This is a genomic window from Streptomyces sp. NPDC001339 (assembly GCF_042895955.1).
Classification (GTDB): domain Bacteria; phylum Actinomycetota; class Actinomycetes; order Streptomycetales; family Streptomycetaceae; genus Streptomyces.
The window spans coordinates 1-24,249 of sequence record NZ_JBIAWT010000005.1 but is presented as its reverse complement, the minus strand read 5'-3'; the positions used below and the strand labels follow the sequence as shown (position 1 = coordinate 24,249).

The window sequence follows — 24,249 nt, the reverse complement described above, 5'->3', positions numbered from 1 at the left end:
CGGCAAGCGCATTTCGCAGGGAAGGAGCCGCGAGCGATGCCACGGAGGTCGTTCGTACCCGGTGCCGCACTGGTGGCCACCGCGGCACTGGCCGCCGCTCTCACCGGCTGCACCAGCGGCTCCAGCGACGACAGCGCCGGCCCCGACGCGAAGGGCGGCGGCACCACCACGGCGAGCCAGGCCGCCGAACCGGGCCGCTACCAGACCCTTCCGGAACCCTGCGGACTGCCCTCCCGCGGCACCCTCCGGGGCATGCTGCCCGGCGACGACCCGCAGCCCCAGGGCGCGGACGCGGAGAAGGTCTACGACGGCAAGGCCGAGATCACCTATGACACGGACCGCCGCGTCGGCTGCCACTGGACCCGCGAGACCAGCGCGGGCACCCGTCACCTGACCCTCGACATCCAGCGCGTGGTCTCGTACGACCCCAAGGTCAGCGACGACGACAAGGCGCAGAAGATCTACGACGGCAAGGAACTGGCCGCGAAGATACCGGCCGGCGGCACCGGCACCGGCTCCGCCTCCCCCGCGACCTCCACGACTCCCCCCGCCACGGCGGAGGAGAAGGAGACGGAGAAGGGCAAGGACGCCGATTCGGGCGCCACGCAGGGCACGGCTCCCCAGGGCGGCTCCGTCGACAAGGGCGAAAAGCCCGCCACGGACGGAACACCCGGGGCAGACGCCAAGCCCTCCACGGACGGAGACGGCGGAAAGGCGGACGAGGGAGACAAGTCCGGCACCGCAGGTAAGGACGGAGACAAGTCCGGCACCGCGGGCCAGGACGGCGGCAAGTCCGGAACGAGCGCCTCGGCAACCCCCTCCAAGGGCTCCGGCCCCTCCGCCGGCCCCAGCGCATCGACCGCCCCCCGCGTCCTGGACGACCTCGGCGACGCGGCGTTCCTCGATGACAAATTGGTCACGGCGGACTCCGGCGTCCACCGCGACATCACTGTGGTCTTCCGCACGTCCAATGTGATCGTGACGCTCACCTACGACCAGTGGTCGACGGACACGTCGATGCTGCCGGACAGCCAGGAACTGCAGGACAAGGCGCGTGCGTTGGCCGGCGAGCTGACGGACCGGCTCAGCGAATAGTCCGGATTGGGCGACTTGTCATGCTTGATCGGCAAGTCCTGAATGTCGACTCTGTTTGTCGTGCTCACCGACACGAAACGGTCACCCACCCCGCTGCGCCGCGTACCGTGCCGTCAGAAGGGCCCCAGTGCCCCACCAGGGGGGCAACAGGCAACGTTCGCCCCGACGACGACGAACAGCGAAGGAATCATGCACCGTTCAGCCAAGCGCCTCGCCAGCCTCCTCACCTGCGCAGCAGTACCGGCGCTGCTTGTCGCCGGCTGCTCCGGCTCGGACAGCGACAGCTCCGGTGACGCTTCCGCCTCCGCGTCCTCCGCGTCCTCCGCCCCCAGCCGCGCGGCCAGCCCGTCGCCGACCGTCGCGCCCGCGAAGTTCAAGCAGCTGCCGAACCCCTGCGAGGTGTTCTCCAAGGACGCCCTCAAGCAGCTGGTGCCCAAGGTGAAGGACGCGGCCGGGGAGCGGGGCCGGTCCTCGGACAGCGCCTCGCACGGCACCTGCTCGTGGAACAGCTCCGACGAACAGGGCGTCGACGGCACCCAGTTCCGCTGGCTGGGCGTCGCTCTCCAGCGCTACGACTCGGACCCCGGCATCGGCTCCGCCGACAAGCGCGCCACGAACTACTACGCCAAGCAGATCGCCGCCGCGAAGGCCACTCCGGGCGCCGAGAAGCTGAAGGCGGCCACGACCTCCGGCACCGGCGACGAGGCGACCGCGATCACGTACGACGCGAAGAAGGACGGCAACGACTACCGGAACACGACGGTCATCACCCGCCTGTCGAATGTCGTCATCACGATCAACTACAACGGCGCGGGCCTGGCCGGCGCGGACACCCCGAAGGGCGAGGACCTGCTGAAGGCCGCCCAGGCCGCCGCCAAGGAGGCCGTCGCCACCACCGCCAAGGCGAAGCCCTGACGAGCCCCCAGCCCCCGGGCCTATGCCCCCGCCTGCTCGTGGCGCTTCTTGTCCCTCTCGCCCCACAGGGCAAGGGCCGCGCCGGCCGCGAAGAGACCGGCGTAGGCGTACCAGGGCAGGTCGAACCAGTGGGCGAGCAGGCCCCACGTACCGTCGGTGAACGTGCCGATGATGCCCAAGACGCCCTGGATCATGAAGATGACGCCGATGATTCCCCTCATGGCTCCAGCGTGACGGGTTCGGCCCCGGGGAACCTCCTCCCCGGGGCCGAACCCGTACTCGCCCCTGAGTCGTAGACGCCTCATCGACATCTCCGACTCAGCGGTCGGTCCTCAGTCGTCAGGCACCCAGCAGCGTGCGCACCCGGTCGGCGCCCACGGCCAGCAGCAGCGTGGGCAGCCGCGGGCCGGTGTCCCGCCCCACCAGCAGGTGGTACAGCAGCGCGAAGAACGTCCGCTGCGCCACCTTGATCTCCGGCGGCAGCTCCTTCGGCGTCGCGTCGGCGGAGAAGCCGGCCTGGACCTTCGGCACGCCGTAGACCAGGTGGGTCAGCCCGTCCAGCGACCAGTGCGAGTCGAGTCCCTCCAGGAGGAGCCGGATCGAGTCGCGGGCCTGGTCGTCGAGGGACTTCAGCAGCTCGGTGTCCGGCTCGTCGCGTACGACGGTGCGCTGTTCGGCGGGGACGTGCTTGTTGATCCACGCCTCGGCCTTGTCGAGCCGGGGCCGGGCCTCGTCGAGCGAGGTGAGCGGGGCGGCCGGGTCGAGGTCGGAGAGGATCCGCAGCGCCTGGTCCGCGTGTCCGGCGGTGATGTCAGCGACCGAGGCGAGCGTGCGGTACGGCAACGGGCGGGGCGTACGCGGCAGTTCACCGGCCGCGGTACCGATCGCCCGGGCGTAGGCCGCGGCGTCCGCGGGCAGCACCGAGCCGTCGGCGACCTTCCCGGCGAGCTTGTCCCACTCGTCGTAGAGCCGCTGGATCTCCTGGTCGAAGGCGATCTTGAAGGCCTGGTTGGGGCGGCGGCGCGCGTACAGCCAGCGCAGCAGCTGCGGCTCCATGATCTCCAGGGCGTCGGCCGGGGTGGGCACCCCGCCCTTGGAGGACGACATCTTGGCCATCCCGCTGATGCCGACGAAGGCGTACATCGGGCCGATCGGCCGCTCACCGCCGAAGATGCCGACGATCTGGCCGCCGACCTGGAACGACGAGCCGGGCGAGGAGTGGTCGACGCCGGACGGCTCGAAGACCACGCCCTCGCGGGCCCAGCGCATGGGCCAGTCCACCTTCCACACCAGCTTGCCGCGGTTGAACTCGCTCAGCCGGACCGTCTCGGCGAAACCGCAGGCCGTGCAGGTGTAGGACAGCTCGGTGCTCTCGTCGTCGTACGAGTTCACCGTCGTCAGGTCCTTCTCGCACCGGCCGCAGTACGGCTTGTACGGGAAGTAGCCGGCCGAGCCGCCGCTGCCGTCGTCCTCGGTGGCCGCGCCGGAACCCTCGGCGGCCTCCAGCTCGGCCTCGTCGACCGGCTTCTGGGACTTCTTCGCCGGAGCCTTCTTCGTACGGTACTGGTCGAGGATCGCGTCGATCTTCGCGCGGTTCCGCATCGCGTGCAGGATCTGCTCGCGGTAGGCGCCGGAGGTGTACTGCTCGGTCTGGCTGATGCCGTCGAACTCCACGCCCAGCTCGGCCAGGGCCTCGGTCATGGCGGCCTTGAAGTGCTCGGCCCAGTTCGGGTACGCCGAGCCGGCGGGCGCCGGTACGGAGGTCAGCGGCTTGCCGATGTGCTCGGCCCAGGACTCGTCGACCCCCTCGACGCCGGCCGGGACCTTGCGGTAGCGGTCGTAGTCGTCCCAGGAGATCAGGTGACGGACCTGGTGGCCGCGGCGGCGGATCTCGTCGGCGACCAGGTGCGGGGTCATGACCTCGCGGAGGTTGCCGAGGTGGATGGGGCCGGAGGGGCTGAGGCCCGAGGCGCAGACGATCACCGATGCGGAAGCACCTGATGTCACTTTGCCGGAGGCGCGACGCTCCGCCTCGGCAATGACCTCGTCCGCGTACCTGGAGACCCAGTCGGTCTCGGTGCTCTGCTGAGCCACGATCGGCCCTTCCTCTTCCTGGTGCTTTCCGGCTGCGCCCTCTTGCGCCCGATGACGCGCAAAAGCCTGACGAGGCCATTCTCCCAGACACCCGCCATACGAATAATCAGTGGTAAGGGCGTGGGATACTCATTGGCAAACCCTGTCCACTCCGATTCGACTCCGACTCGACTCCGATTCCACTCCGATCCGCTCCCACGACACCTCCTCGCAGAAGAGAGTGCAGCTTCATGGCCTCGGTCCCTTCCCTCGCAGCCTCCGTCAACCAGCGTGTCGCGGACGCCCTCTCGGCAGCCCTGCCGGAGGCCGGTGCCGCCGACCCGCTGCTGCGACGCAGCGACCGGGCCGACTTCCAGGCCAACGGCATGCTGGCGCTGGCGAAGAAGCTCAAGGGCAATCCGCGGGAGCTGGCCACCCAGGCCGTGGAGAAGATCACGCATGGTGGTCTCCTCGCGGATGTCGAGGTCTCCGGACCCGGCTTCCTGAACATCACGGTCACCGACCGGGCGATCACCGAGACGCTCGCCGCGCGCGCCGCCGACGACCGGCTCGGCGTGCCGCTGAAGGAGAAGCCGGGCCTCACCGTCATCGACTACGCCCAGCCGAACGTGGCGAAGGAGATGCACGTCGGCCACCTGCGCTCGGCGGTCATCGGCGACGCGCTGCGCGGCATGCTCGACTTCACCGGCGAGAAGACCATCGGCCGGCACCACATCGGCGACTGGGGCACCCAGTTCGGCATGCTCATCCAGTACCTGATCGAGAACCCCGGCGAGCTGGCCCCGGCGGCCGACGTCGACGGCGAGCAGGCGATGAGCAACCTGAACCGGGTCTACAAGGCGTCGCGCGCGGTCTTCGACTCCGACGAGGCGTTCAAGGAGCGGGCCCGGAAGCGGGTCGTCGCCCTCCAGTCCGGCGACCAGGAGACCCTCGACCTGTGGCAGCGGTTCGTGGACGAGTCGAAGGTCTACTTCTACTCGGTCTTCGAGAAGCTGGACATGGAGATCCGCGACGACGAGATCGTCGGCGAGTCCGCGTACAACGACATGATGGCGGAGACGGCGCGGCTCCTGGAGGAGTCCGGTGTCGCCGTGCGCTCCGAGGGCGCGCTCGTCGTCTTCTTCGACGAGATCCGCGGCAAGGACGACCAGCCGGTGCCGCTCATCGTGCAGAAGGCGGACGGCGGCTTCGGCTACGCGGCCTCCGACCTCTCCGCGATCCGCAACCGCGTCCTCGGCCTGCACGCGACGACGCTCCTGTACGTCGTGGACGTACGGCAGTCGCTGCACTTCCGGATGGTCTTCGAGGCGGCCCGCCGGGCGGGCTGGCTGAGCGACGACGTCACCGCCCACAACATGGGCTACGGCACGGTGCTCGGCGCGGACGGCAAGCCGTTCAAGACGCGTGCGGGCGAGACGGTCCGGCTGGAGGACCTCCTCGACGAGGCGGTGCAGCGGGCCGCCGAGGTGGTGCGCGAGAAGGCGCAGGACCTCACCGAGGACGAGATCCAGGAGCGGGCCGCGCAGGTCGGCATCGGCGCGGTGAAGTACGCGGACCTTTCGACGTCGCCGAACCGGGACTACAAGTTCGACCTGGACCAGATGGTCTCGCTCAACGGCGACACGTCCGTCTACCTCCAGTACGCGTACGCGCGTATCCAGTCGATCCTGCGCAAGGCCGGTGACACCCGGCCGGCCGCGCACCCGGAGCTCGGACTCGCCCCGGTGGAGCGGGCGCTGGGCCTGCACCTGGACGCGTTCGGCGACACGGTCTTCGAGGCGGCGGCGGAGTACGCGCCGCACAAGCTGGCCGCGTACCTGTACCAGCTGGCGTCGCTGTACACGTCGTTCTACGACAAGTGCCCGGTCCTGAAGGCCGACACGGCGGAGCAGGTGGAGAACCGCCTCTTCCTGTGCGACCTGACGGCCAGGACGCTCCACCAGGGCATGGCCCTCCTGGGCATCAGGACGCCCGAGCGCCTGTAGGCGACAGGCGTTCACGGGACCGGCAACGGGAAGCCGGTCCGCTCAACTCCCTTTGAGCGGACCGGCTTTGTCCGTGCACGGTAGAGGCACACCAGCTCAGAGCCGACGGGGTGGGCTCAGAGCCCTCAGAGCCGACGGGCTGGGCTCAGAGCTGACGGGCCACTTCCGTCGCCCAGTACGTCAGGATCATGTTCGCGCCGGCCCGCTTGATGCCGGTCAGCGTCTCCAGGATCGCCTTGTCGCGGTCGATCCAGCCCTTCTCCGCCGCGGCCTCGATCATCGCGTACTCACCGGAGATCTGGTACGCGGCGACGGGCACGTCCACCTCGGCCGCGATCTTCGCCAGGACGTCCAGGTAGGGCAGCGCCGGCTTGACCATCACCATGTCGGCGCCCTCCTCCAGGTCGAGGGCCAACTCCCGCAGGGATTCCCGTACATTGCCCGGGTCCTGCTGGTACGTCTTGCGGTCGCCCTTCAGCGACGAGCCGACCGCCTCCCGGAACGGGCCGTAGAACGCCGACGAATACTTCGCCGTGTACGCCAGGATCGAGACATCCTCATGGCCGGTCTGGTCCAACGCGTCCCGGATGACGCCCACCTGACCGTCCATCATGCCGCTGGGCCCGACGACGTGGACGCCCGCGTCGGCCTGGACCTGCGCCATCTCCGCGTACCGCTCCAGCGTCGCGTCGTTGTCCACCCGTCCGTCGGCATCGAGCACACCGCAGTGGCCGTGATCGGTGTACTCGTCCAGGCACAGGTCCGACATGACGACGAGATCGTCGCCGACCTCGGCCTTCACATCCCGGATGGCCTGCTGGAGGATGCCGTCCGGGTCCGTGCCGGCGGTGCCCGCCGCGTCCTTCTTCGCGTCCTCCGGGACGCCGAAGAGCATGATCCCGGCGACGCCCGCCGCAACCGCCTCCGCCGCGGCCTTCCGCAGCGTGTCGCGGGTGTGCTGGACGACGCCCGGCATGGCGCCGAGCGGCACCGGCTCGCCGATGCCCTCCCGTACGAACGCGGGGAGGATCAGGTCGGCGGGGTGGAGACGGTGCTCGGCCACCATCCGCCGCATGGCGGGCATGGTGCGCAGCCGCCGCGGCCGTGCCCCGGGAAAGGATCCGTACTTCGTCATACCGTCCACGCTACGCCCGCCCCGGCCCTGCCTTTGCCGACGCCGCGTCGACAGTCGCGGCAGCCCAACTCCTGGGCGCCGACTCCTGGGCGCCGACTCCTGGGCGCAGAAAGATGGCGCATAGGGAGCGGTGGCGCAGGCGGTGCGCATCGCCGCGCGGGCGCCGGTGATTACGATGCACCGGTGATCAACTCTCCCGTCACCGCACCCTTCGGCCGCTTCGACGAGGCCTGGCCGGCCGTTGACCGCCCGGAGTTGCTGGCGGCCTCCACGGCCGAGGCCCTCCGGGCGTGGGAAGGGGCCGAGCCGGTGGAGTCGGTGCTGGTCGTCGACACCGATCCGGAGAAGGCCGATACCGCCGTGTTCTGCGCGGCCTATGACGTACCGCTGGACGCCTCCGCGAACTGTGTGGTGATCGCCGCCAAGCGTGGCCAGGAGGTGACCTTCGCCGCGTGTGTGGCGCTGGCGACCACCCGGGTCGACGTCAACAAGACGGTCCGCAAGCACCTCGGCGCCCGTAAGGCCTCCTTCGCCCCCATGGACACCGCCGTCGCCGAGACGTCGATGGAGTACGGCGGGATCTCCCCGCTGGGGCTGCCGGGCCACTGGCCCGTCCTGGTCGACGAGGCCGTGGCCGCGGCCCCGCATGTGCTCGTCGGAAGCGGCCGGCGCCGGGGCAAGGTGATCCTTCCGGGCCGATTCCTGGCCCGGCTGCCCCACGCCGAGGTCGTTCCCGGGCTGGCCGGCTGAGGCTGTGGGAAAGGGAAGGGAAGTACGGGCGTACGGACGGGAACTGGGGAGCGTTGCGCAGCCGGGACCACGCGCACAAGGGCGACGGGGACCAGGACCACACGCGGAAGGGGCGCCCCGAGCACCGGGACACCCCTTCTGAGCCTTCTGGGCCTTCCGAGCCTTCCGAGCAGCGGTTACGGGGTGGCCCGCCGCCGGCGTGCGCCCGGGCGCCGTTCGCTCGGGCGGGTCACCGGGTCGCCCGCCTCCAGCGCGGTGTCCCGGCGCTTCGCGCCGAAGTCCGCGAGCGCCTCGGCCAGCTTGTGCACCGAGGGCTCGGGGGACATGACGTCCACGCGCAGCCCGTGTTCCTCGGCGGTCTTGGCGGTGGCCGGGCCGATACAGGCGATCACGGTGACGTTGTGCGGCTTGCCGGCGATGCCGACCAGGTTCCGGACCGTCGAGGACGAGGTGAACAGGACCGCGTCGAAGCCGCCGCCCTTGATCGCCTCGCGGGTCTCGGCCGGCGGGGGCGAGGCGCGCACGGTGCGGTAGGCGGTGACGTCGTCGACCTCCCAGCCGAGCTCGATCAGGCCCGCCACCAGGGTCTCGGTGGCGATGTCGGCGCGCGGGAGGAAGACCCGGTCGATGGGGTCGAAGACCGGGTCGTACGGCGGCCAGTCCTCCAGGAGGCCGGCCGCGGACTGCTCGCCGCTCGGGACCAGGTCGGGCTTGACGCCGAAGGCGATCAGGGCCTTGGCGGTCTGCTCGCCGACGGCCGCGACCTTGATGCCGGCGAAGGCGCGGGCGTCGAGGCCGTACTCCTCGAACTTCTCGCGGACGGCCTTGACGGCGTTGACCGACGTGAAGGCGATCCACTCGTAGCGGCCGGTGACCAGGCCCTTGACGGCGCGCTCCATCTGCTGCGGGGTGCGCGGCGGTTCGACGGCGATGGTCGGCACCTCGTGCGGCACCGCGCCGTAGGACTCCAGCTGGTCGGAGAGCGACTTGGCCTGCTCCTTCGTGCGCGGTACGAGGACCTTCCAGCCGAACAGCGGCTTGGACTCGAACCACGACAGGCGGTCGCGCTGCTCGGCGGCGCCGCGCTCACCGACCACGGCTATGACCGGCTGGCCGCCGTCCGGCGAGGGCAGCACCTTGGCGGCCTTGAGCACCTGGGCGACGGAGCCGAGAGTGGCGGTCCAGGTGCGCTGGCGAGTGGTGGTGCCGGCGACGGTGACGGTGAGCGGGGTGTCGGGCTTGCGGCCGGCGGAGACCAGCTCACCGGCGGCCGCGGCCACCGCGTCGAGGGTGGTGGAGACCACGGCGGTGGCGTCGCTGCTGCCCAGTTCGGCCCAGCAGCGGTCGTCGGCGCCGCGGGCGTCGACGAAGCGGACGTCGGTGCCCTGTGCGTCGCGCAGCGGGACGCCGGCGTAGGCGGGCACGCCGACGGCGGCCGCGATACCGGGGACCACCTCGAAGACGATGCCTTCGGCCGCGCAGGCCAGCATCTCCTCGGCGACGTTGCCGTCCAGGCCGGGGTCCCCGGCGACGGCGCGGACGACCCGCTTGCCCGCGCGGGCACCCGCCATGACAAGATTGGCGGTGTCCCGGAGCGGGGAAACGCCGTCCGGGGAGACGGGGATTGACGCCTCGTCAGCCGACGCCTGCAGCGGTGTGTCCACCTGTGCGCGTGCGTGCACACGCACGACGTCCAGCACCTGCGGGTCGGCGATCAGTACGTCCGCGGAGGCCAGCGCCTCCACGGCACGCAACGTCAGCAGGCCCGGGTCTCCCGGCCCGGCACCGAGGAAGGTGACCTGGCCGGAGGCGGAGTGGTTCGGGGCGGTGGGGTTCAAAGTGCTCGCTCCCCCATAAGACCGGCCGCACCCTTTGCGAGCATCTCGGCGGCGAGTTCCCGGCCCAGCTGCTGCGGGACCGACACATCGTCGGGAGAGGCGGGTACGTGCCCGGTGGTGGACAGCTGCACCAGCGTGCTGCCGTCGGTCGTGCCGACGACGCCACGCAGGTGCAATTCGGTGACAGCCTGTTCGCCGGCCTTGGGGCCTCCCCTGCTCGAGCGAAGTCGAGAGCTTGGGGAAAGGTCGGCCAGTGCTCCCACGGGTGCGGAGCAGCCGGCCTCCAGGGCGGCGAGCAGGGAACGCTCGGCGGTCACGGCGGCCCGGGTGTCCGGGTCGTCGAGCTCGGCGAGCGTGGCGGCGAGGTCTGCGTTCGCGGCAGCGCACTCGATCGCCAGTGCCCCCTGGCCGGGGGCGGGCAAAACCACGTCGGGCGACAGCAGTTCGGTCGCCTCGTCGATACGGCCGATCCGGGTGAGTCCGGCGGCGGCCAGCACCACCGCGTCCAGTTCACCCTTCGCGACGAAGCCGATGCGGGTGTCGATGTTCCCGCGTATCGGGACGCACTCGATCCGCCGGCCCAGGGACCGGGCCCAGGCGTTCAGCTGCGCCATCCTCCTGGGGGAGCCGGTGCCCACCCGGGCGCCGTCGGGCAGCTGCGCGAAGGTGAGCCCGTCCCGGGCGATCAGCGCGTCACGGGGGTCCTCCCGTACGGGGATCGCGGCCAGGGCGAGGTCCTCGGGCTGCGCGGTGGGCAGGTCCTTGAGGGAGTGGACGGCGAAGTCGATGTCCCCGGCGAGCAGCGCGTCGCGCAGCGCGGAGACGAAGACGCCGGTGCCGCCGATCTGCGCGAGGTGCTCGCGGGAGGTGTCACCGTACGTGGTGATCTCCACCAGCTCGACGGGACGGCCGGTCAGCCGGCGGACCGCGTCGGCGACCTGCCCGGACTGGGCCATGGCGAGCGCGCTGCGCCGGGTGCCGAGCCGCAAGGGTGCGGTGGTGGCTCCGGGCATGGCCCGGGTGGCTCTGGTGGTGCTGTCGTTCATGACCGCTCCCGTGCTTCGTGACTGCCGCCGGGCGTGTCGGCACGGCTGACGGCGGCGACCGTCTGGGGGTCGAGGTCGAAGAGTTCCCGCAGCGCGTCCGCGTAGCCGGCACCGCCGGGCTCGCCGGCGAGCTGCTTGACCCGCACGGTGGGGGCGTGCAGGAGTTTGTCGACGACGCGGCGCACGGTCTGGGTGATCTCGGCGCGCTGCTTGTCGTCCAGGTCGGGGAGGCGGCCGTCGAGCCGGGCGATCTCGCCGGCGACGACGTCCGCGGCCATGGTGCGCAGGGCGACCACGGTCGGGGTGATGTGCGCGGCGCGCTGGGCGGCGCCGAACGCGGCGACCTCGTCGGAGACGATGCCGCGCACCTTGTCCACGTCGGCCGCCATCGGAGCGTCGGCCGAAGCGTCGGCGAGCGACTCGATGTCGACGAGGTGCGCGCCCTCGATCCGGTGGACCGCGGCGTCGATGTCGCGGGGCATGGCGAGGTCGAGCAGCGCCATGGGCCCGGTACGGCCGGTGAGCGCGGCCGCGACCAGGTCGGCGCCGAGGACCAGGCCGGTCGCCCCCGTGCAGGAGATCACGATGTCGGCGACCGCCAGCTCGTGCTCGATACAGCTCATGGCGGCGGCGCGGGCGCGCAATCCGTTGGCGGCACCGGGCCCGCCCGGCTCGGTGAGCAGTGCGGTGAGCCGCTCGGCCCGCTCGACGGTGCGGTTGGCGACCGCCAGCTCGCCGATGCCGTTGCGTACGAGGGTGGTGGCGGACAGCGACGACATCGAGCCGGCACCGATGACCAGCGCCCGCTTGCCGTGTGCCCAGGCCGCCACGTCCTGGCCGCCCGCGAGCTGCTCCAGGCCGAAGGTGACCAGCGACTGGCCGGCCTTGTCGATGCCGGTCTCGCTGTGGGCGCGCTTGCCGACCCGGAGGGCCTGCTGGAACAGGTCGTTCAGCAGCCGGCCCGCGGTGTGCACTTCCTGGGCGACGGCCAGCGCGTCCTTGATCTGGCCGAGGATCTGGCCCTCGCCGACGACCATCGAGTCCAGTCCGCAGGCCACCGAGAAGAGGTGGTGGACGGCGCGGTCCTCGTAGTGGACGTAGAGGTAGGGCGTGAGCTCCTCCAGGCCGACGCCGCTGTGCCGGGCCAGCAGGGTGGACAGCTCGGCGACACCGGCGTGGAACTTGTCCACGTCGGCGTAGAGCTCGATGCGGTTGCAGGTGGAGAGCACCGCGGACTCGGTGACCGGCGTGGCCGACACCGCGTCCCGCAGCAGCTTGCCGCGCACCTCGGGGGCGAGCGCGGCCCGCTCCAGCACGCTCACCGGCGCGCTGCGATGGCTCAGTCCGACAACAAGAAGGCTCATGCCGGCATCACGGCGGGCACATCCCCGTCAGGTCCCTTGCGGTCGCCCGTGATGGCGGCGGACTCGCCGGTGAGGGCGGCGGATTCGGCCGCGGCGACGGCGGCGGCCCGGTCGGCCGCGGCGGCCGGAGTGCCGGCCCCGGGCGTGGTCTCCTCGCCGGCCTTGCGCTGCTCGTGGAAGGCGAGGATCTGCAGCTCTATCGACAGGTCGACCTTCCGTACGTCCACCCCGTCGGGGACGGTCAGTACGGTCGGCGCGAAGTTGAGGATCGAGGTGACACCGGCGGCGACCAGGCGGTCGCAGACCTGCTGGGCGGCACCGGCGGGCGTGGCGATGACGCCGATCGAGACGCCGTTGCCCTGGATGATGTCTTCCAGCTCGTCGGTGTGCTGGACGGCGATACCGGCGACCGGCTTGCCGGCCATGGCCGGGTCGGCGTCGATCAGGGCGGCGACCCGGAACCCGCGGGAGGCGAAGCCGCCGTAGTTGGCGAGCGCGGCGCCGAGGTTGCCGATACCGACGATGACGACCGGCCAGTCCTGGGTCAGGCCCAGCTCGCGGGAGATCTGGTAGACGAGGTACTCCACGTCGTAGCCGACGCCGCGGGTCCCGTAGGAGCCGAGGTAGGAGAAGTCCTTGCGCAGCTTGGCGGAGTTGACCCCCGCCGCGGCGGCGAGCTCCTCGGAGGAGACCGTGGGGACCGAACGCTCGGAGAGCGCGGTCAGCGCGCGCAGATACAGCGGAAGCCGGGCGACGGTGGCCTCGGGAATCCCTCGGCTTCGGGTCGCCGGTCGGTGTGTTCGGCCAGTTGCCACGGTGCTCCTGCGGGTAGAGCGGGGCTGCGGGCGTCCGTCTGGAACCCGACCGCCCTGTCCACTGCAGGCTATGTCTTTGTGAACGCGTGCACAAAGATGGTGTCCGGTTTGTCCGGCCAAAGTGATGGGGCTCACGCGGCCTTTACGGGCCCCGATGGAACCAACTCCCACATCACACCGTTCACTCACGCCACTGGCGAAACACGGCGACATCGACGGGGACACAGACCCTCACCCCTCACCAATACACCCCACATATGCCCCGGAAATCCACACATCGCCCATCAATCGCCCGTCGACGGCAAGCCACCCTCGCCCCGCCGAATCCCGCCCCAGCAGCCCCGGCAGCCCCACGGAGCCCCGCCGCGACCGGGCACAATGGACGCCATGGCCCCCCTGTTCAGCCGCAGCCCCCGCACCCGGCCCGCCGACCGGACGGTCACCCTCATCGGCAAGCCGGGCTGCCACCTGTGCGACGACGCCCAGGCCGTGATCGAGAAGGTGTGCGCCGAAACGGGCGCGTCCTGGGAGAAGAAGGACATCACCGAGGACGCCGAGCTGCACCGCAAGTACTGGGAGCAGATTCCGGTCGTCCTGATCGACGGCGCCCAGCACGACTTCTGGCGCGTCGACCCCCAGCGGCTCCGCCGGGCACTGGGTGCCTGACGCCTGGCACCGGGTGCCTGCCCGCAGGCCGGCGGCCCGAAGAGGTGGCCGTAATACAACCGTCCGCGGCTCCAGGCCCGCATGACACGCGCCCGTAACCGGAAGCACCGAACAAACTGGCTACGCTAGCGTCATGTCGCCTGCTCGCCGATCCGGATGGATGCCCTCCGTGGCACTCTTCGACCTGGGCCGGCTCCCCCGCCGCCGACGCCCCGCCACCGCCCGCAGCGTGCTGGCCGGGGAGGCCGCGGCCGAGGCCGCCCGCAAGTCCTCGCAGGAGGCCGAGGCGGCCCGGCCCGCCGAGCAGCCCCCGGCCGAGCCCGAGTTCCCGGTCGCCGGGGACACCACCGCCGCCGCCTTCTTCGACCTCGACAACACGGTCATGCAGGGCGCGTCCCTGTTCCACTTCGGCCGCGGCCTGTACAAGCGCCACTTCTTCCACAAGCGCGAACTGGCCCGCTTCATCTGGCAGCAGATCTATTTCCGGGTGGTGGGCTCGGAGAACCCCGAGCACGTGGCGGACGCCCGCAACAGCGCCCTGTCCATCGTCCAGGGCCACCGGGTCTCGGAGCTGATGTCCATCGGCGAGGAGATCTACGACGAGTACATGGCCGAGCGCATCTGGCCCGGCACCCGTGCGCTCGCCCAGGCCCACCTCGACGCCGGCCAGAAGGTCTGGCTGGTGACCGCGGCCCCCGTGGAGACCGCGACGATCATCGCCCGCAGGCTCGGCCTGACCGGTGCGCTGGGCACCGTCGCGGAGTCCGTCGGAGGCGTCTACACGGGCAAGCTGGTGGGCGAGCCGCTGCACGGCCCCGCCAAGGCCGAGGCGGTCCGCGCGCTGGCGGCGGCCGAGGGCCTGGACCTCTCGCACTGCGCCGCGTACAGCGATTCGGCGAACGACATCCCGATGCTCTCGCTCGTCGGGCACCCGTACGCCATCAACCCCGACGGCCGGCTGCGCAAGCACGCCCGGGAGCACGGCTGGCGGCTGCGCGACTACCGCACCGGCCGCAAGGCGGTCAGGATCGGCATCCCGGCGGCGGCCGGGGTGGGCGCCCTCGCCGGCGGCGCCGCGGCCGCGGTCGCCCTGCAGCGCCGCCGCCGCTGACCCACGCCGCCGACGGATCCCCGGCGCACCGGTCCACCTCCGGTCCGCCTCCGGTCCACCGGCCGAGCCGTGCCCTGACCGGGGCGGCCGACCGGCGCCCGTGACCAGGACTGATCACCGGACGGCGCGACGAGCCATCCGCACTCTCTACCCACCCCGCCGCCCCGTCAGTCCCATTGCTGACGGTCAGCCACAACACGCCCTCCAACCAGGCAGATTGCGTCGCCTTCCGGTCAATTGTTGCTCAGCATTCGATACTTGATCTGCCACCAACCTGGCACGGACCGTAAGTAATCGGTGATTTGAGCAACTGGGTGTAGCGCTGCCTATACGAAGCGTTATTCTCCTCAGACGCAATCCGGAACCCACACGTCCCTACGACGAGTGAACGGTCCCGCACTGCACGTGATGGAAGCTCTGCCTCTGGGAGTCCCGTGTACCCACACGTCGGGGTTGACGCCTCGGGCCTGGCTACGCTGCGTACGACACTCGTCGACCACCTGCGCAGTTTCGTCCCCACCGCGTACGCCGTCCCCGCACTCGCCTCATCCGGCCCCGCCGCCGGAACCTGCTACGCCCTGGCCGACGGGAGCGCCACAGTCGGCAAGGCCACCGGCCGGGCCCGCCGTTCCGGCGGCACGACCACCGCCCGGCGCCCCGCCGACAGCGACAGCCGGCGCATGATGGACCTCGTCGAACGCGCCCAGGCCGGGGAGGCCGAGGCGTTCGGCCGCCTCTACGACCAGTACGCCGACACGGTTTACCGCTACATCTACTACCGCGTGGGCGGCCGCGCCACGGCCGAGGACCTCACCAGCGAGACCTTCCTGCGCGCCCTGCGCCGCATCGGCACCTTCACCTGGCAGGGCCGTGACTTCGGTGCCTGGCTGGTGACCATCGCCCGTAACCTCGTCGCCGATCACTTCAAGTCCTCGCGCTTCCGCCTGGAAGTCACCACCGGAGAAATGCTCGACGCCAACGAGGTCGAGCGCAGCCCCGAGGACTCGGTCCTCGAATCCCTCTCCAATGCCGCCCTGTTGGAGGCGGTACGCAAGCTCAACCCCCAACAGCAGGAATGCGTCACGCTGCGCTTTCTGCAGGGCCTCTCGGTCGCCGAGACCGCCCGCGTCATGGGCAAGAACGAGGGCGCGATCAAGACCCTCCAGTACCGCGCCGTCCGCACCCTGGCGCGCCTCCTGCCCGAAGACGCCCGCTGACCCGGCCCCGCCCGCCCCGCCCCCGTACGCCGCCTTCTCCGGCCGTGCCGCACGCCGCGCCGCCCTCACGCCCGGTGACCGGCCATGCCCGATCGGTCAGATCATCGTGAGTGCGTAACCCGAGTGCCGCGCCGCTCGTTGTGCGGAATGCAGGCTCCATGCGGTCACGCCGGGCCCGCCGCCACTCACTCGATCGAGTGGTTGCGTACGACCGGCGTGCAGCGTCCGGCCCGTCTGGATAGTCAATGCCAGTCCGGGGAGCCGAGCGGGATGACGAGAGGAGGTGCCGCCCGTGATCACAAATGTCTCTGTGCACCGGCGGGCCAACGCCTTCGCCCAGGCCCTGGAGGAGCAGGTCCTCGAGGGCGCGGCGGCCGAGGACCAGGTCGACAATCCGGCGCAGGCGCCGGGCGAAGCACGGCTGTTGGCGGTCGCCGACGGCCTCGGGAGGCTCCCGAGGCCGGAGATGGCAGCCGAGGTCAAGACTGTCCAGCGCGCCCAGCTCCTCGCCGCGATGGAATCCGCCTTCGCCGAAGGCGCTTCCGACGGCGCCGGGGTGCCCGAGCAGCGCACACGCAAGGGCGCACACCGCGCCACGGCATCGCTGGGCCGTCTGCGGCCGCGCTCCCGCCTCTCCAAGGGGCTCGCCGCGGGCGGGCTGACGGTCGGCGTCGCCGCCGGCGCCTTCACCGGTGTCGCCGCGGCCAGCTCCGACGCGCTCCCCGGGGACTCCCTCTACGGCCTCAAACGGGGCATGGAGGACTTCATGCTCGACCTGGCCGGCGACGACGACACCGAGCGCGGCCGGCTCCTCCTCGACCAGGCCTCCACGCGGATGCAGGAGGCCCACCGCCTGATGGACAGCCCCCGGCGCGACCACGAGGCGCTCGGCCGGATCCGCAAGGCGCTCGACGACGTCACCCGGAACGCGGGCGAGGGCCACCGCCTCCTGCACAAGGCGTACCGGCGGGACGGTTCGCTCGGCCCCATCCAGGCGCTGCACTCCTTCACCAACTCCCACCGCCGCACCTGGTCGCAGCTGCGCGACAAGCTCCCGGTGCAGCTCGCGGACGTCGGCAACCAGGTCACTTCGGTCTTCGACGACATGGACAAAGAGGTCGATCCGCTCCGCCAGGTGCTTCCGTCGGCCCCGGGCGAGAAGCACCGGTCCGGCGACACCTCGGCCTCCGCGGGCACCGGAACCGGCTCCCACGGCCGCCCGGCACCGTCCGGCAGCCACCCCGCTTCCGGCAAGCACCCCGGTGGCGCACACGCGCCCCACCCCTCGGCCTCGCCGTCCCAGGACGGTGGTCTGCTCGGCGGCGGCACGGGTGGTCTGCTCGACACGCCGTCCAGGTCCGGCAGCCCCGCCCCGCACAAGGGCGGCCACGGCCGGGACGCCGTCCGGCCCGAGGTCACCCTCCCGCCGCTGATCCCGGGGCTGCTCCCGGGGCTGGGCATCAACGGCGAGGACGCCCCTAAGTAGCGCCCACCGATAAAGCGCCCCGAAAAGCCGCCCCTCCGGGAACAGTCCCCGGAGGGGCGGCGCCTTGAGGTCGTGCCTTGAGGAACGCAGCAGTCCCACCCAAGACGGTGCCAGGTCAGAAGAACACCGGCCGAGTCAGAAGAACACCGACCGCCGCTGCACGAGCAGCTTGTACAGCGTGTGCTGAATCGTTTCCCGGACCTGGTCGGTCAGGTTGAACATCAGCATCGGATCGTCCGCCGCCTCCATCGGATAGCCGTCCGTCGGAATCGGCTCGCCGAACTGGATCGTCCACTTCGTCGGCAGCGGCACCACACCCAGCAGCCCCAGCCACGGGAACGTCGGGGTGACCGGGAAGTACGGAAGCCCCAGCACCCGCGCCACCGTCTTGGCGTTCCCGACCATCGGGTAGATCTCCTCCGCGCCCACGATCGAGCAGGGCACGATCGGCACCCCGGCCTTCAGCGCCGTCGACACAAAGCCGCCCCGCCCGAAGCGCTGGAGCTTGTAGCGGTCCGAGAAGGGCTTGCCGATGCCCTTGAAGCCCTCCGGCATCACCCCGACGATCTCCCCGCGCTCCAGCAGCCGCTGGGCGTCCTCCGCACAGGCGAGAGTGTGCCCGGCCTTGCGCGCCAGCTCGTTTATCACCGGCAGGACGAACACCAAATCGGCCGCCAGCAGCCGCAGATGGCGCTGTGCCGGATGGTTGTCGTGCACCGCGACCTGAAGCATCAGGCCGTCCCACGGCAGCGTCCCGGAGTGGTTGGCGACGATCAGCGCCCCGCCGTCCGCGGGGATGTTCTCGATGCCCTTGACCTCGACCCGGAAGTACTTCTCGTACAACGGCCGCAGCAGCGACATCAGGACCTGGTCGGTGAGCTCCTCGTCGTAGCCGAAGTCGTCGACCTCGTAGTCGCCGGTGATCCGCCGCCGCAGAAAGGCCAGCCCGCCGGCGATCCGCTCGTCCAGGGACCGCGGGGCCGGCGGCGGAGGGGCTGCCGGGGGGTGCTCGGTCCGTGCCTCCGGTACGGGCGCCAGCGCCGTACCGCCTCCCGCGCGCCCGGCCCGCCTGGCCTTCCTGCGCGCCCGGGGCTCCTCGCCGAAGGGAATGACCTTGGCATCCGCCATCGTGGGTGAACTCCTCACTGGGTCAGGGCGCCGCGTGCGGGCAGCACACCGGCGAGCCGGTCGAGGGTACGGGCGAGGGACGCGGGCGGCAGCAGCCCGGGTCCGCGGCTGCGGGCGAATTCCGCGAAGGTCTCCGCCGTCGTGTACTTCGGGTGGAACCCCAGTGTCTCGCGCATCTGTGTCGTCTCGACCACCCTGCCGTGCGTGAGCAGCCGGATCTGTTCCGGCGAGAAGTCCGTGATGCCGACGGACCGCAGCGCCGTACCGGCCCAGGTCACCGTCGGCAGGAACAGCGGCAGCGTGGGCCGCCCCAGCCGCCGGGAGGTCTGCGACAGCAGCAGGACGCCGTCACCGGCGATGTTGAACGTGCCGCTGTTGAGGGTGCCGCGGCGCGGCACGGCGGCGGCGATCCGCAGGACGTCGATGGCGTCGTCCTCATGGACGAACTGCAACCGCGGGTCGTAGCCGAGGACGGTGGGCAGCACGGGCAGCGAGAAGTACTCCGCGAGCGGGGAGTCCGCGCACGGTCCCAGGATGTTGGCGAACCGCAGGACGCACACCGCCACATCGGGCCGGCGCCGGGCGAAGCCGCGTACGTACCCCTCGACCTCGACGATGTCCTTGGCGAAGCCACCGCTGGGCAGCGACTTCGGCGTGGTGGTCTCGGTGAAGACGGCGGGGTCGCGGGGCGCGGAGCCATAGACGCTGGTGCTGGACTTGATCACCACGCGCTGCACATGGGGGGCCTTCTGGCAGGCGCCCAGCAGCTGCATCGTCCCGATGACGTTGGTTTCCTTCACCCAGGCACGGCCGCCGCGCTTGCCCAGCGGCGTGCCGTTGATGTCCATGTGGATGACGGTGTCGACGCCCGTCTCGGCCAGGACTCTGGCGATCGCCGGATGCCGGATGTCGGCTCTGAGGAATTCCGCGCCGCCCAGATGGTGCTCCGGCGGCACGGCGTCCACCCCGATCACCCGGTCGACATCGGGATCGCGCTGGATCCGGCGCACCAGCCGCCCGCCCAGCTGCCGTGCGACTCCCGTGACGAGCACGACCTTGCCCAAGATCAGCCCTACCTTCCCGCCGCGACTTTTCCCGGGACCTGTCCCGACGCCATCGGGGAGACACGCCCTGGCCCAGCTGTGCACGCCACGCTATCGGGTCGGTGTTGCCGGGTGATGACCACAGGATGCCCCCGGCCATATTTCCGCCCGACCACCGTCCATACGGCCCACAACGCGCCGCAGCCCCCGATCGCACCATGGCGATGGGGGGCTGCAAAATCGCGATCAGCGTCGCTGCTTCAGTGCTTACTTCTTGTTACGACGCTGGACACGGGTGCGCTTGAGCAGCTTGCGGTGCTTCTTCTTGGCCATCCGCTTGCGCCGCTTCTTGATAACAGAGCCCACGACTAACCCTCGCTCACTTCGATTACTCGGTGCGGGGCGTCCGAGCCCACACTACCTACAGCGGGTCAGCCTACCCGGCGCCGGGCGAACGGCGTAATCCGAGGTCGCGAAAGGACCCGTCAGGCCGACCACAGGCTGACGCTCAGGCTGACACTCAGGCTGATTCCACCCCCACATAGGACTCACGGAGATAGTCGTGGACCGCCTGCTCCGGAACCCGGAAAGACCTCCCCACGCGAATCGCGGGCAGATGACCGCTGTGCACCAAGCGGTACACGGTCATCTTGGACACTCGCATCACCGTGGCGACTTCCGCCACTGTCAGGAACACGACCTCGTTCAGAGGCCTCTGGTCTGCAGCCATGCCACACCTGCACCTTCCGCATCAGACGGACACCGGCTTCCCCTCCGGTGACTCTTCGTCGCCATGCGCTCACTCCCCAGATTAGGGGCGCGTGATGCGAGTGGGGAAGAGGAGCAGCGAACAGCCGCTTACCCGGACAGACACGCGCGATTAATCACATAACGGGCCAGCGGCCGGTAGGACGCCGCCCGCGCGGAGTCGTCGAGCGGCACCACCTCGGACACCCGGCCCTCGGCCTGTCCGACGAACAGCGCCGGGTCGTCCGTATCAGCCAGCCCGATCCCCTCGATACCCAGCTGACCTGCTCCGCAGACCCAGCCGTGGTCCCCGATCACCAGCCCCGGCAGCGGCCCACGGACGTCCGCCGCGGCCCCGAGAGCGGTCCGCACGGGAAGCGGAGAATGGGTGTGTACGCCCCCCACTCCGGACGCGCCCCGCACGCCGGTTTCTCGCATCAGCGCGACTCCCCGTACGTAGTCGAGGAACCGGGTACGTACGCCGAACTGGGTCGCTATGTCGACACGGACGCCATACGCCGGGGTGAGGACGGGGCAGCCCGCCGCCGAGAGAGCGTCTGCGAGTGCGGCGTAGAAGTCCAGCAGCCGGTGCGGATGGCCGGTACCGAGCAGCACCGGCGTCCGCCGCTCGGCCGCCACACCGATACGCACCGCGAACCGGTCAAGCGCCGCGATCGTACGCTCCGGATCAATCACATCCAGGCCTGAAGTGTGCGCGGGATCGTCCGAAACGCCGCACTTCTGTCCCATCAGCCGCAGTACTTCCCCCAGCGGCCAGTCCCGTTCGGGATCCAGCCCCATCAACACCCGTGGATCGCGCGCCGCGAAGAGCCGGTAACGCCCCAGGCTCTTCTCCCGCGTAGTCGCGATCGCCCCCGCGAGCCGCTCCTGGATCAGATGCGCCCGCAGCTCCCCGGTGCCCAACACACCCCCCATGCTGCCCCGTTCACATCCCCACGCGCGCCCCAACCTACGCGTAGTCACACATCCGTGGCGCACCCTTCCCCCCACCCACACCCGAAACCAGAGCCCCATGCCCAATGCCAAATGCCCCATGCCCCAGCCCATGCCCACCCATCACCCCACGGCCCGCGTGGCCCACCCCTGCGAAACCCACCCCCGGGCCCCTGCCCCATGACCAGCGCACCCTGCGACCAGCGCCTTACACCCCGCCAACCCACAGCCCACAAGCCCACAGCCACAGGGCACAAGCCCACAGGGCACAAGCCCGCAGCCCGCAGCCCGCAGCCCGCAGCCCGCAGCCCGCAGCCCGCAGCCCGCAGCCCGCAGCCCGCAGCCCAGGATGCCGGGGCTTCCAGTCCGAGGACGTCTCCTCCCCAGCGCGCATCCCCATCACGGCGAGGATCACGTCTCGACACACCCACCCAGGAGACCTGCGGGAATACCCCCCGCCCTCCCCCTGTTGTGGCCCCGCAGGGGGCCCTCGCTCCCCCTAGGGGATCTGTTCGACCGTCCCCTAGGGGCCCGGCCCTACGGCATCAGACCATGCGCCGGAAACACCGCCCGGCGGGTGACCAGCACCGCCTGGTCCAGGCGGTCGGCCGGGTCATAGCCGTCGTCGACGAAGTCCCGCCACCGCGGTGTGCACCCGTCCGTCATCCGCTGCGGTGCCGGCTGACGCGTCCGGCGGAACACTTCCCGCCGCCAGGACTCCGGCACCATCGTGCTCGGGTCGATCGGCCGTCCCGCCGCGATCGCCGCCAGATGCGTCCAGCTCCTCGGCACCACGTCCACCACCGCATAGCCTCCGCCGCCGAGCGCCACCCACCGCCCCTCGGCGAACGCATGCGCCAGCGAATGGCAGGTCTCGGCCACCGTACGCTGCGCATCCAGACTGACCGCGAGGTGCGCCAACGGATCCTCGAAGTGGGTGTCCGCGCCATGCTGACTGACGATCACCTGTGGCCGGAAAGCTTCCAGCAACTCCGGCACCACCGCGTGGAACGCCCGCAACCAGCCCTCGTCCCCGGTCCCGGCCGGCAGCGCCACATTCACTGCGGTGCCCACCGCCCCCTCCCCACCGGTCTCCTCCGGCCACCCGGTCTGCGGGAAGAGCGTCCGCGGATGCTCGTGCAGCGAAATCGTCAGGACCCGGCGGTCCTCCCAGAACGCCGCCTGCACCCCGTCGCCGTGGTGCACATCCACATCCACATACGCGACCCGCTCGGCGCCCAGCTCCAGCAACCGGGCGATCGCCAGTGCGGCATCGTTGTAGATACAGAAGCCGGACGCGCCACCGGGCATCGCATGGTGCAGCCCACCGCTGAAGTTCACCGCATGCGTCACCCCACCGCGCCACACCGCCTCCGCCGCACCGACCGACTGCCCGGCGATCAGCGCAGCCGCCTCGTGCATCCCCACGAACGCCGGATCGTCCGCCGTCCCCAGCCCATACGTCATATCCGCGGACGCGGGGTCGGCGGAGGCCTGCCGGACCGCCTCGATGTAGTCCTGACGATGCACCAGCCGCAGTGTCGAGTCTCCGGCCGGCTTGGCCGCGGCGACCTTCAGCGGCCCCCGGTCGAGTTCGAACGCCTCCACCAGACGCATGGTCAGCGCGAGCCGGACCGGATCCATCGGATGCCCGGCCCCGAAGTCGTACCCCGTTACTGCCTCATCCCACATCAGCTGTGCGCGGCCGCTCATGCCCGTCACCGTATAGGGACTCCGGTCCCCGAACGAGCGGGAATACACGAGCCTGAGTTCGCGTACGCGCACCACTCCGTCACCGCGCCCCCTCTACGGCAGGCACCCGCCACCGGACCTCTCTCTTGCACGCGGCCCCGAGGTTCTCGCCTTACCGCAACAGCTCCGGCAACTCCGTCATATGGCCGAACAGCGCTGTCGCCCCGGCCTCCGCCAACTTCTCCCGCGGTGTCATCGCTGTAAACCCGTACACGTCCATCCCAGCGGCCACCGCCGCCTGCACCCCCAGTGGACTGTCCTCGATCACCGCGCACCGTTCCGGCGCCACGTCCATCTCCCGTGCCGCGTGGAGAAAGAGATCAGGCGCCGGCTTCCCGCGCCCCACATCCTGCGAGCTGAATACCCGCCCCGCGGCGAACCACCGGTCCAGGCCCGTCTTCCGGTGCCCCACCCTGATCCGCTCATGGCTCCCGGAGGATCCGACACAATACGCAATGCCGTCCGCCGCCAGCTTCTCGATCAGCTCCATCGCCCCTGGGACCGGCTGCAGTTCGCGCTCGAACGCTGCGAACACCCGGCCGTGGAAAGTCTCGTCGAAGTCCTCCGGCAGGCGCCGGCCCGTGCGTTGCAGGACGAGGTCATGGATACGGTGCATCGCCGACCCCATGTAGTCGCGTATCGAGTCCTCGTACGACGTGGGGTACCCGAGCTCCGTGAGATAGCGCGCCAGGATGGTATTGGAGATGCGCTCGCTGTCGACGAGCACCCCGTCGTTGTCAAAGATGATCAGGTCGTATCGCATGCCGCGACCCTACACAACGCAAAAAAGCCTCGTTCCCCGAGTCGAAACTCGGGGAACGAGGCTTTTTCTAAAAATTGTTCGGCGGCGTCCTACTCTCCCACAGGGTCCCCCCTGCAGTACCATCGGCGCTGAAAGGCTTAGCTTCCGGGTTCGGAATGTAACCGGGCGTTTCCCTAACGCAATAACCACCGAAACACTATGAAGTTAACCAACCGGAACACACGGCTCAACGGTCGTTACTTCAGAACCTACACAGTGGACGCGAGCAACTGAGGACAAGCCCTCGGCCTATTAGTACCAGTCAACTCCACACCTTACGATGCTTCCATATCTGGCCTATCAACC

Annotated in this window: 22 protein-coding genes and 1 rRNA gene; 8 read left to right on the top strand and 15 right to left on the bottom strand. The window is 70.5% G+C overall.

The genetic code is table 11. The features are described 5' to 3' along the window. Positions 1 to 36: 36 nt before the first annotated feature. Together ACFY12_RS15445 and ACFY12_RS15440 are read left to right on the top strand one after the other, a co-directional pair. Positions 37 to 1,095: a hypothetical protein gene (locus tag ACFY12_RS15445; RefSeq protein ID WP_390716307.1), complete on the top strand. Its 1,059-nt coding sequence runs from the start codon at positions 37 to 39 to the stop codon at positions 1,093 to 1,095. A 189-nt stretch (positions 1,096 to 1,284) separates the two neighbouring features. Next, on the top strand, positions 1,285 to 2,010 hold the full coding sequence (locus ACFY12_RS15440; RefSeq protein ID WP_390716306.1) for a DUF3558 family protein: 726 nt from the start codon (positions 1,285 to 1,287) through the stop codon (positions 2,008 to 2,010). 20 nt (positions 2,011 to 2,030) lie between these two features. On the opposite strand, the gene ACFY12_RS15435 is transcribed toward ACFY12_RS15440, so the two are convergent. Next, entirely contained in the window at positions 2,031 to 2,231 is a 201-nt protein-coding gene (locus ACFY12_RS15435; protein WP_390716305.1) for a hypothetical protein, read from the bottom strand. Positions 2,232 to 2,349: 118 nt separating this feature from the next. After that, positions 2,350 to 4,104 (bottom strand): lysine--tRNA ligase, encoded by a 1,755-nt coding sequence (gene lysS, locus ACFY12_RS15430; RefSeq protein WP_390716304.1) that lies wholly within the window; start codon positions 4,102 to 4,104, stop codon positions 2,350 to 2,352. 230 nt (positions 4,105 to 4,334) lie between these two features. Between lysS and argS the strand changes: the two genes are divergently transcribed. Then, positions 4,335 to 6,089, top strand: coding sequence for an arginine--tRNA ligase (gene argS, locus ACFY12_RS15425; RefSeq protein WP_390716303.1), 1,755 nt, complete (start codon positions 4,335 to 4,337; stop codon positions 6,087 to 6,089). Between the two features lie 145 nt (positions 6,090 to 6,234). Here argS and hemB read toward each other — a convergent pair whose 3' ends face one another. Beyond that, positions 6,235 to 7,224 carry a porphobilinogen synthase gene (gene hemB, locus ACFY12_RS15420; protein WP_390716302.1) on the bottom strand — a complete coding sequence of 330 codons (990 nt, stop codon included), beginning with the start codon at positions 7,222 to 7,224 and terminating at the stop codon, positions 6,235 to 6,237. A gap of 186 nt (positions 7,225 to 7,410) precedes the next feature. On the opposite strand from hemB, the gene ACFY12_RS15415 reads away from it, so the two are divergent. After that, entirely contained in the window at positions 7,411 to 7,974 is a 564-nt protein-coding gene (locus tag ACFY12_RS15415; RefSeq protein WP_390716789.1) for a YbaK/EbsC family protein, read from the top strand. 176 nt (positions 7,975 to 8,150) lie between these two features. Here ACFY12_RS15415 and ACFY12_RS15410 read toward each other — a convergent pair whose 3' ends face one another. Genes ACFY12_RS15410 through ACFY12_RS15395 form a run of 4 tightly spaced genes read right to left on the bottom strand, consistent with a single transcriptional unit; the run spans position 8,151 to position 13,037 of the window. Then, positions 8,151 to 9,812, bottom strand: a complete 1,662-nt coding sequence (locus ACFY12_RS15410; protein ID WP_390716301.1) for a uroporphyrinogen-III synthase — start codon at positions 9,810 to 9,812, stop codon at positions 8,151 to 8,153. After that, a complete protein-coding gene (gene hemC / locus ACFY12_RS15405) occupies positions 9,809 to 10,858 on the bottom strand; it encodes a hydroxymethylbilane synthase (RefSeq protein WP_390716300.1) in 1,050 nt (349 codons plus the stop codon). The genes ACFY12_RS15410 and hemC overlap by 4 nt, the downstream gene beginning before the upstream one ends. After that, the gene (locus ACFY12_RS15400) at positions 10,855 to 12,222 is read right to left on the bottom strand and encodes a glutamyl-tRNA reductase (RefSeq protein ID WP_390716299.1); all 1,368 of its coding nucleotides are present in this window, start codon (positions 12,220 to 12,222) and stop codon (positions 10,855 to 10,857) included. Before ACFY12_RS15400 ends, hemC begins: the two co-directional genes overlap by 4 nt. Next, positions 12,219 to 13,037, bottom strand: a complete 819-nt coding sequence (locus ACFY12_RS15395) for a redox-sensing transcriptional repressor Rex (protein ID WP_390716298.1) — start codon at positions 13,035 to 13,037, stop codon at positions 12,219 to 12,221. Before ACFY12_RS15395 ends, ACFY12_RS15400 begins: the two co-directional genes overlap by 4 nt. A gap of 387 nt (positions 13,038 to 13,424) precedes the next feature. On the opposite strand from ACFY12_RS15395, the gene ACFY12_RS15390 reads away from it, so the two are divergent. From ACFY12_RS15390 to ACFY12_RS15375, 4 genes are all read left to right on the top strand, one after another. After that, on the top strand, positions 13,425 to 13,703 hold the full coding sequence (locus ACFY12_RS15390; RefSeq protein WP_390716297.1) for a glutaredoxin family protein: 279 nt from the start codon (positions 13,425 to 13,427) through the stop codon (positions 13,701 to 13,703). Positions 13,704 to 13,863: 160 nt separating this feature from the next. After that, positions 13,864 to 14,814 (top strand): HAD family hydrolase, encoded by a 951-nt coding sequence (locus ACFY12_RS15385; protein ID WP_390716788.1) that lies wholly within the window; start codon positions 13,864 to 13,866, stop codon positions 14,812 to 14,814. A gap of 434 nt (positions 14,815 to 15,248) precedes the next feature. Continuing rightward, positions 15,249 to 16,031, top strand: coding sequence for an ECF subfamily RNA polymerase sigma factor, BldN family (locus tag ACFY12_RS15380; protein ID WP_390716296.1), 783 nt, complete (start codon positions 15,249 to 15,251; stop codon positions 16,029 to 16,031). Between the two features lie 292 nt (positions 16,032 to 16,323). Then, entirely contained in the window at positions 16,324 to 17,517 is a 1,194-nt protein-coding gene (locus ACFY12_RS15375) for a DUF5667 domain-containing protein (protein ID WP_390716295.1), read from the top strand. Positions 17,518 to 17,652: 135 nt separating this feature from the next. Here ACFY12_RS15375 and ACFY12_RS15370 read toward each other — a convergent pair whose 3' ends face one another. From ACFY12_RS15370 to rrf, 8 genes are all read right to left on the bottom strand, one after another. Beyond that, entirely contained in the window at positions 17,653 to 18,645 is a 993-nt protein-coding gene (locus ACFY12_RS15370; protein WP_390716294.1) for a lysophospholipid acyltransferase family protein, read from the bottom strand. A 14-nt stretch (positions 18,646 to 18,659) separates the two neighbouring features. Continuing rightward, positions 18,660 to 19,709 (bottom strand): NAD-dependent epimerase/dehydratase family protein, encoded by a 1,050-nt coding sequence (locus ACFY12_RS15365; protein ID WP_390716293.1) that lies wholly within the window; start codon positions 19,707 to 19,709, stop codon positions 18,660 to 18,662. 246 nt (positions 19,710 to 19,955) lie between these two features. Continuing rightward, on the bottom strand, positions 19,956 to 20,054 hold the full coding sequence (locus ACFY12_RS15360; RefSeq protein ID WP_003948845.1) for a 30S ribosomal protein bS22: 99 nt from the start codon (positions 20,052 to 20,054) through the stop codon (positions 19,956 to 19,958). A 154-nt stretch (positions 20,055 to 20,208) separates the two neighbouring features. Then, complete coding sequence (locus ACFY12_RS15355) at positions 20,209 to 20,418, bottom strand: helix-turn-helix domain-containing protein (RefSeq protein WP_014144137.1); 210 nt, start codon at positions 20,416 to 20,418, stop codon at positions 20,209 to 20,211. Between the two features lie 128 nt (positions 20,419 to 20,546). Further along, positions 20,547 to 21,362 (bottom strand): phosphatase, encoded by an 816-nt coding sequence (locus ACFY12_RS15350; RefSeq protein WP_390716292.1) that lies wholly within the window; start codon positions 21,360 to 21,362, stop codon positions 20,547 to 20,549. Between the two features lie 564 nt (positions 21,363 to 21,926). Next, positions 21,927 to 23,102 (bottom strand): acetoin utilization protein AcuC, encoded by a 1,176-nt coding sequence (locus ACFY12_RS15345; protein ID WP_390716291.1) that lies wholly within the window; start codon positions 23,100 to 23,102, stop codon positions 21,927 to 21,929. 151 nt (positions 23,103 to 23,253) lie between these two features. Further along, on the bottom strand, positions 23,254 to 23,904 hold the full coding sequence (locus ACFY12_RS15340) for an HAD family hydrolase (protein WP_390716290.1): 651 nt from the start codon (positions 23,902 to 23,904) through the stop codon (positions 23,254 to 23,256). Positions 23,905 to 23,980: 76 nt separating this feature from the next. Next, positions 23,981 to 24,097: ribosomal RNA gene (rrf, locus tag ACFY12_RS15335) — 5S ribosomal RNA — on the bottom strand. Positions 24,098 to 24,249 lie beyond the last annotated feature (152 nt).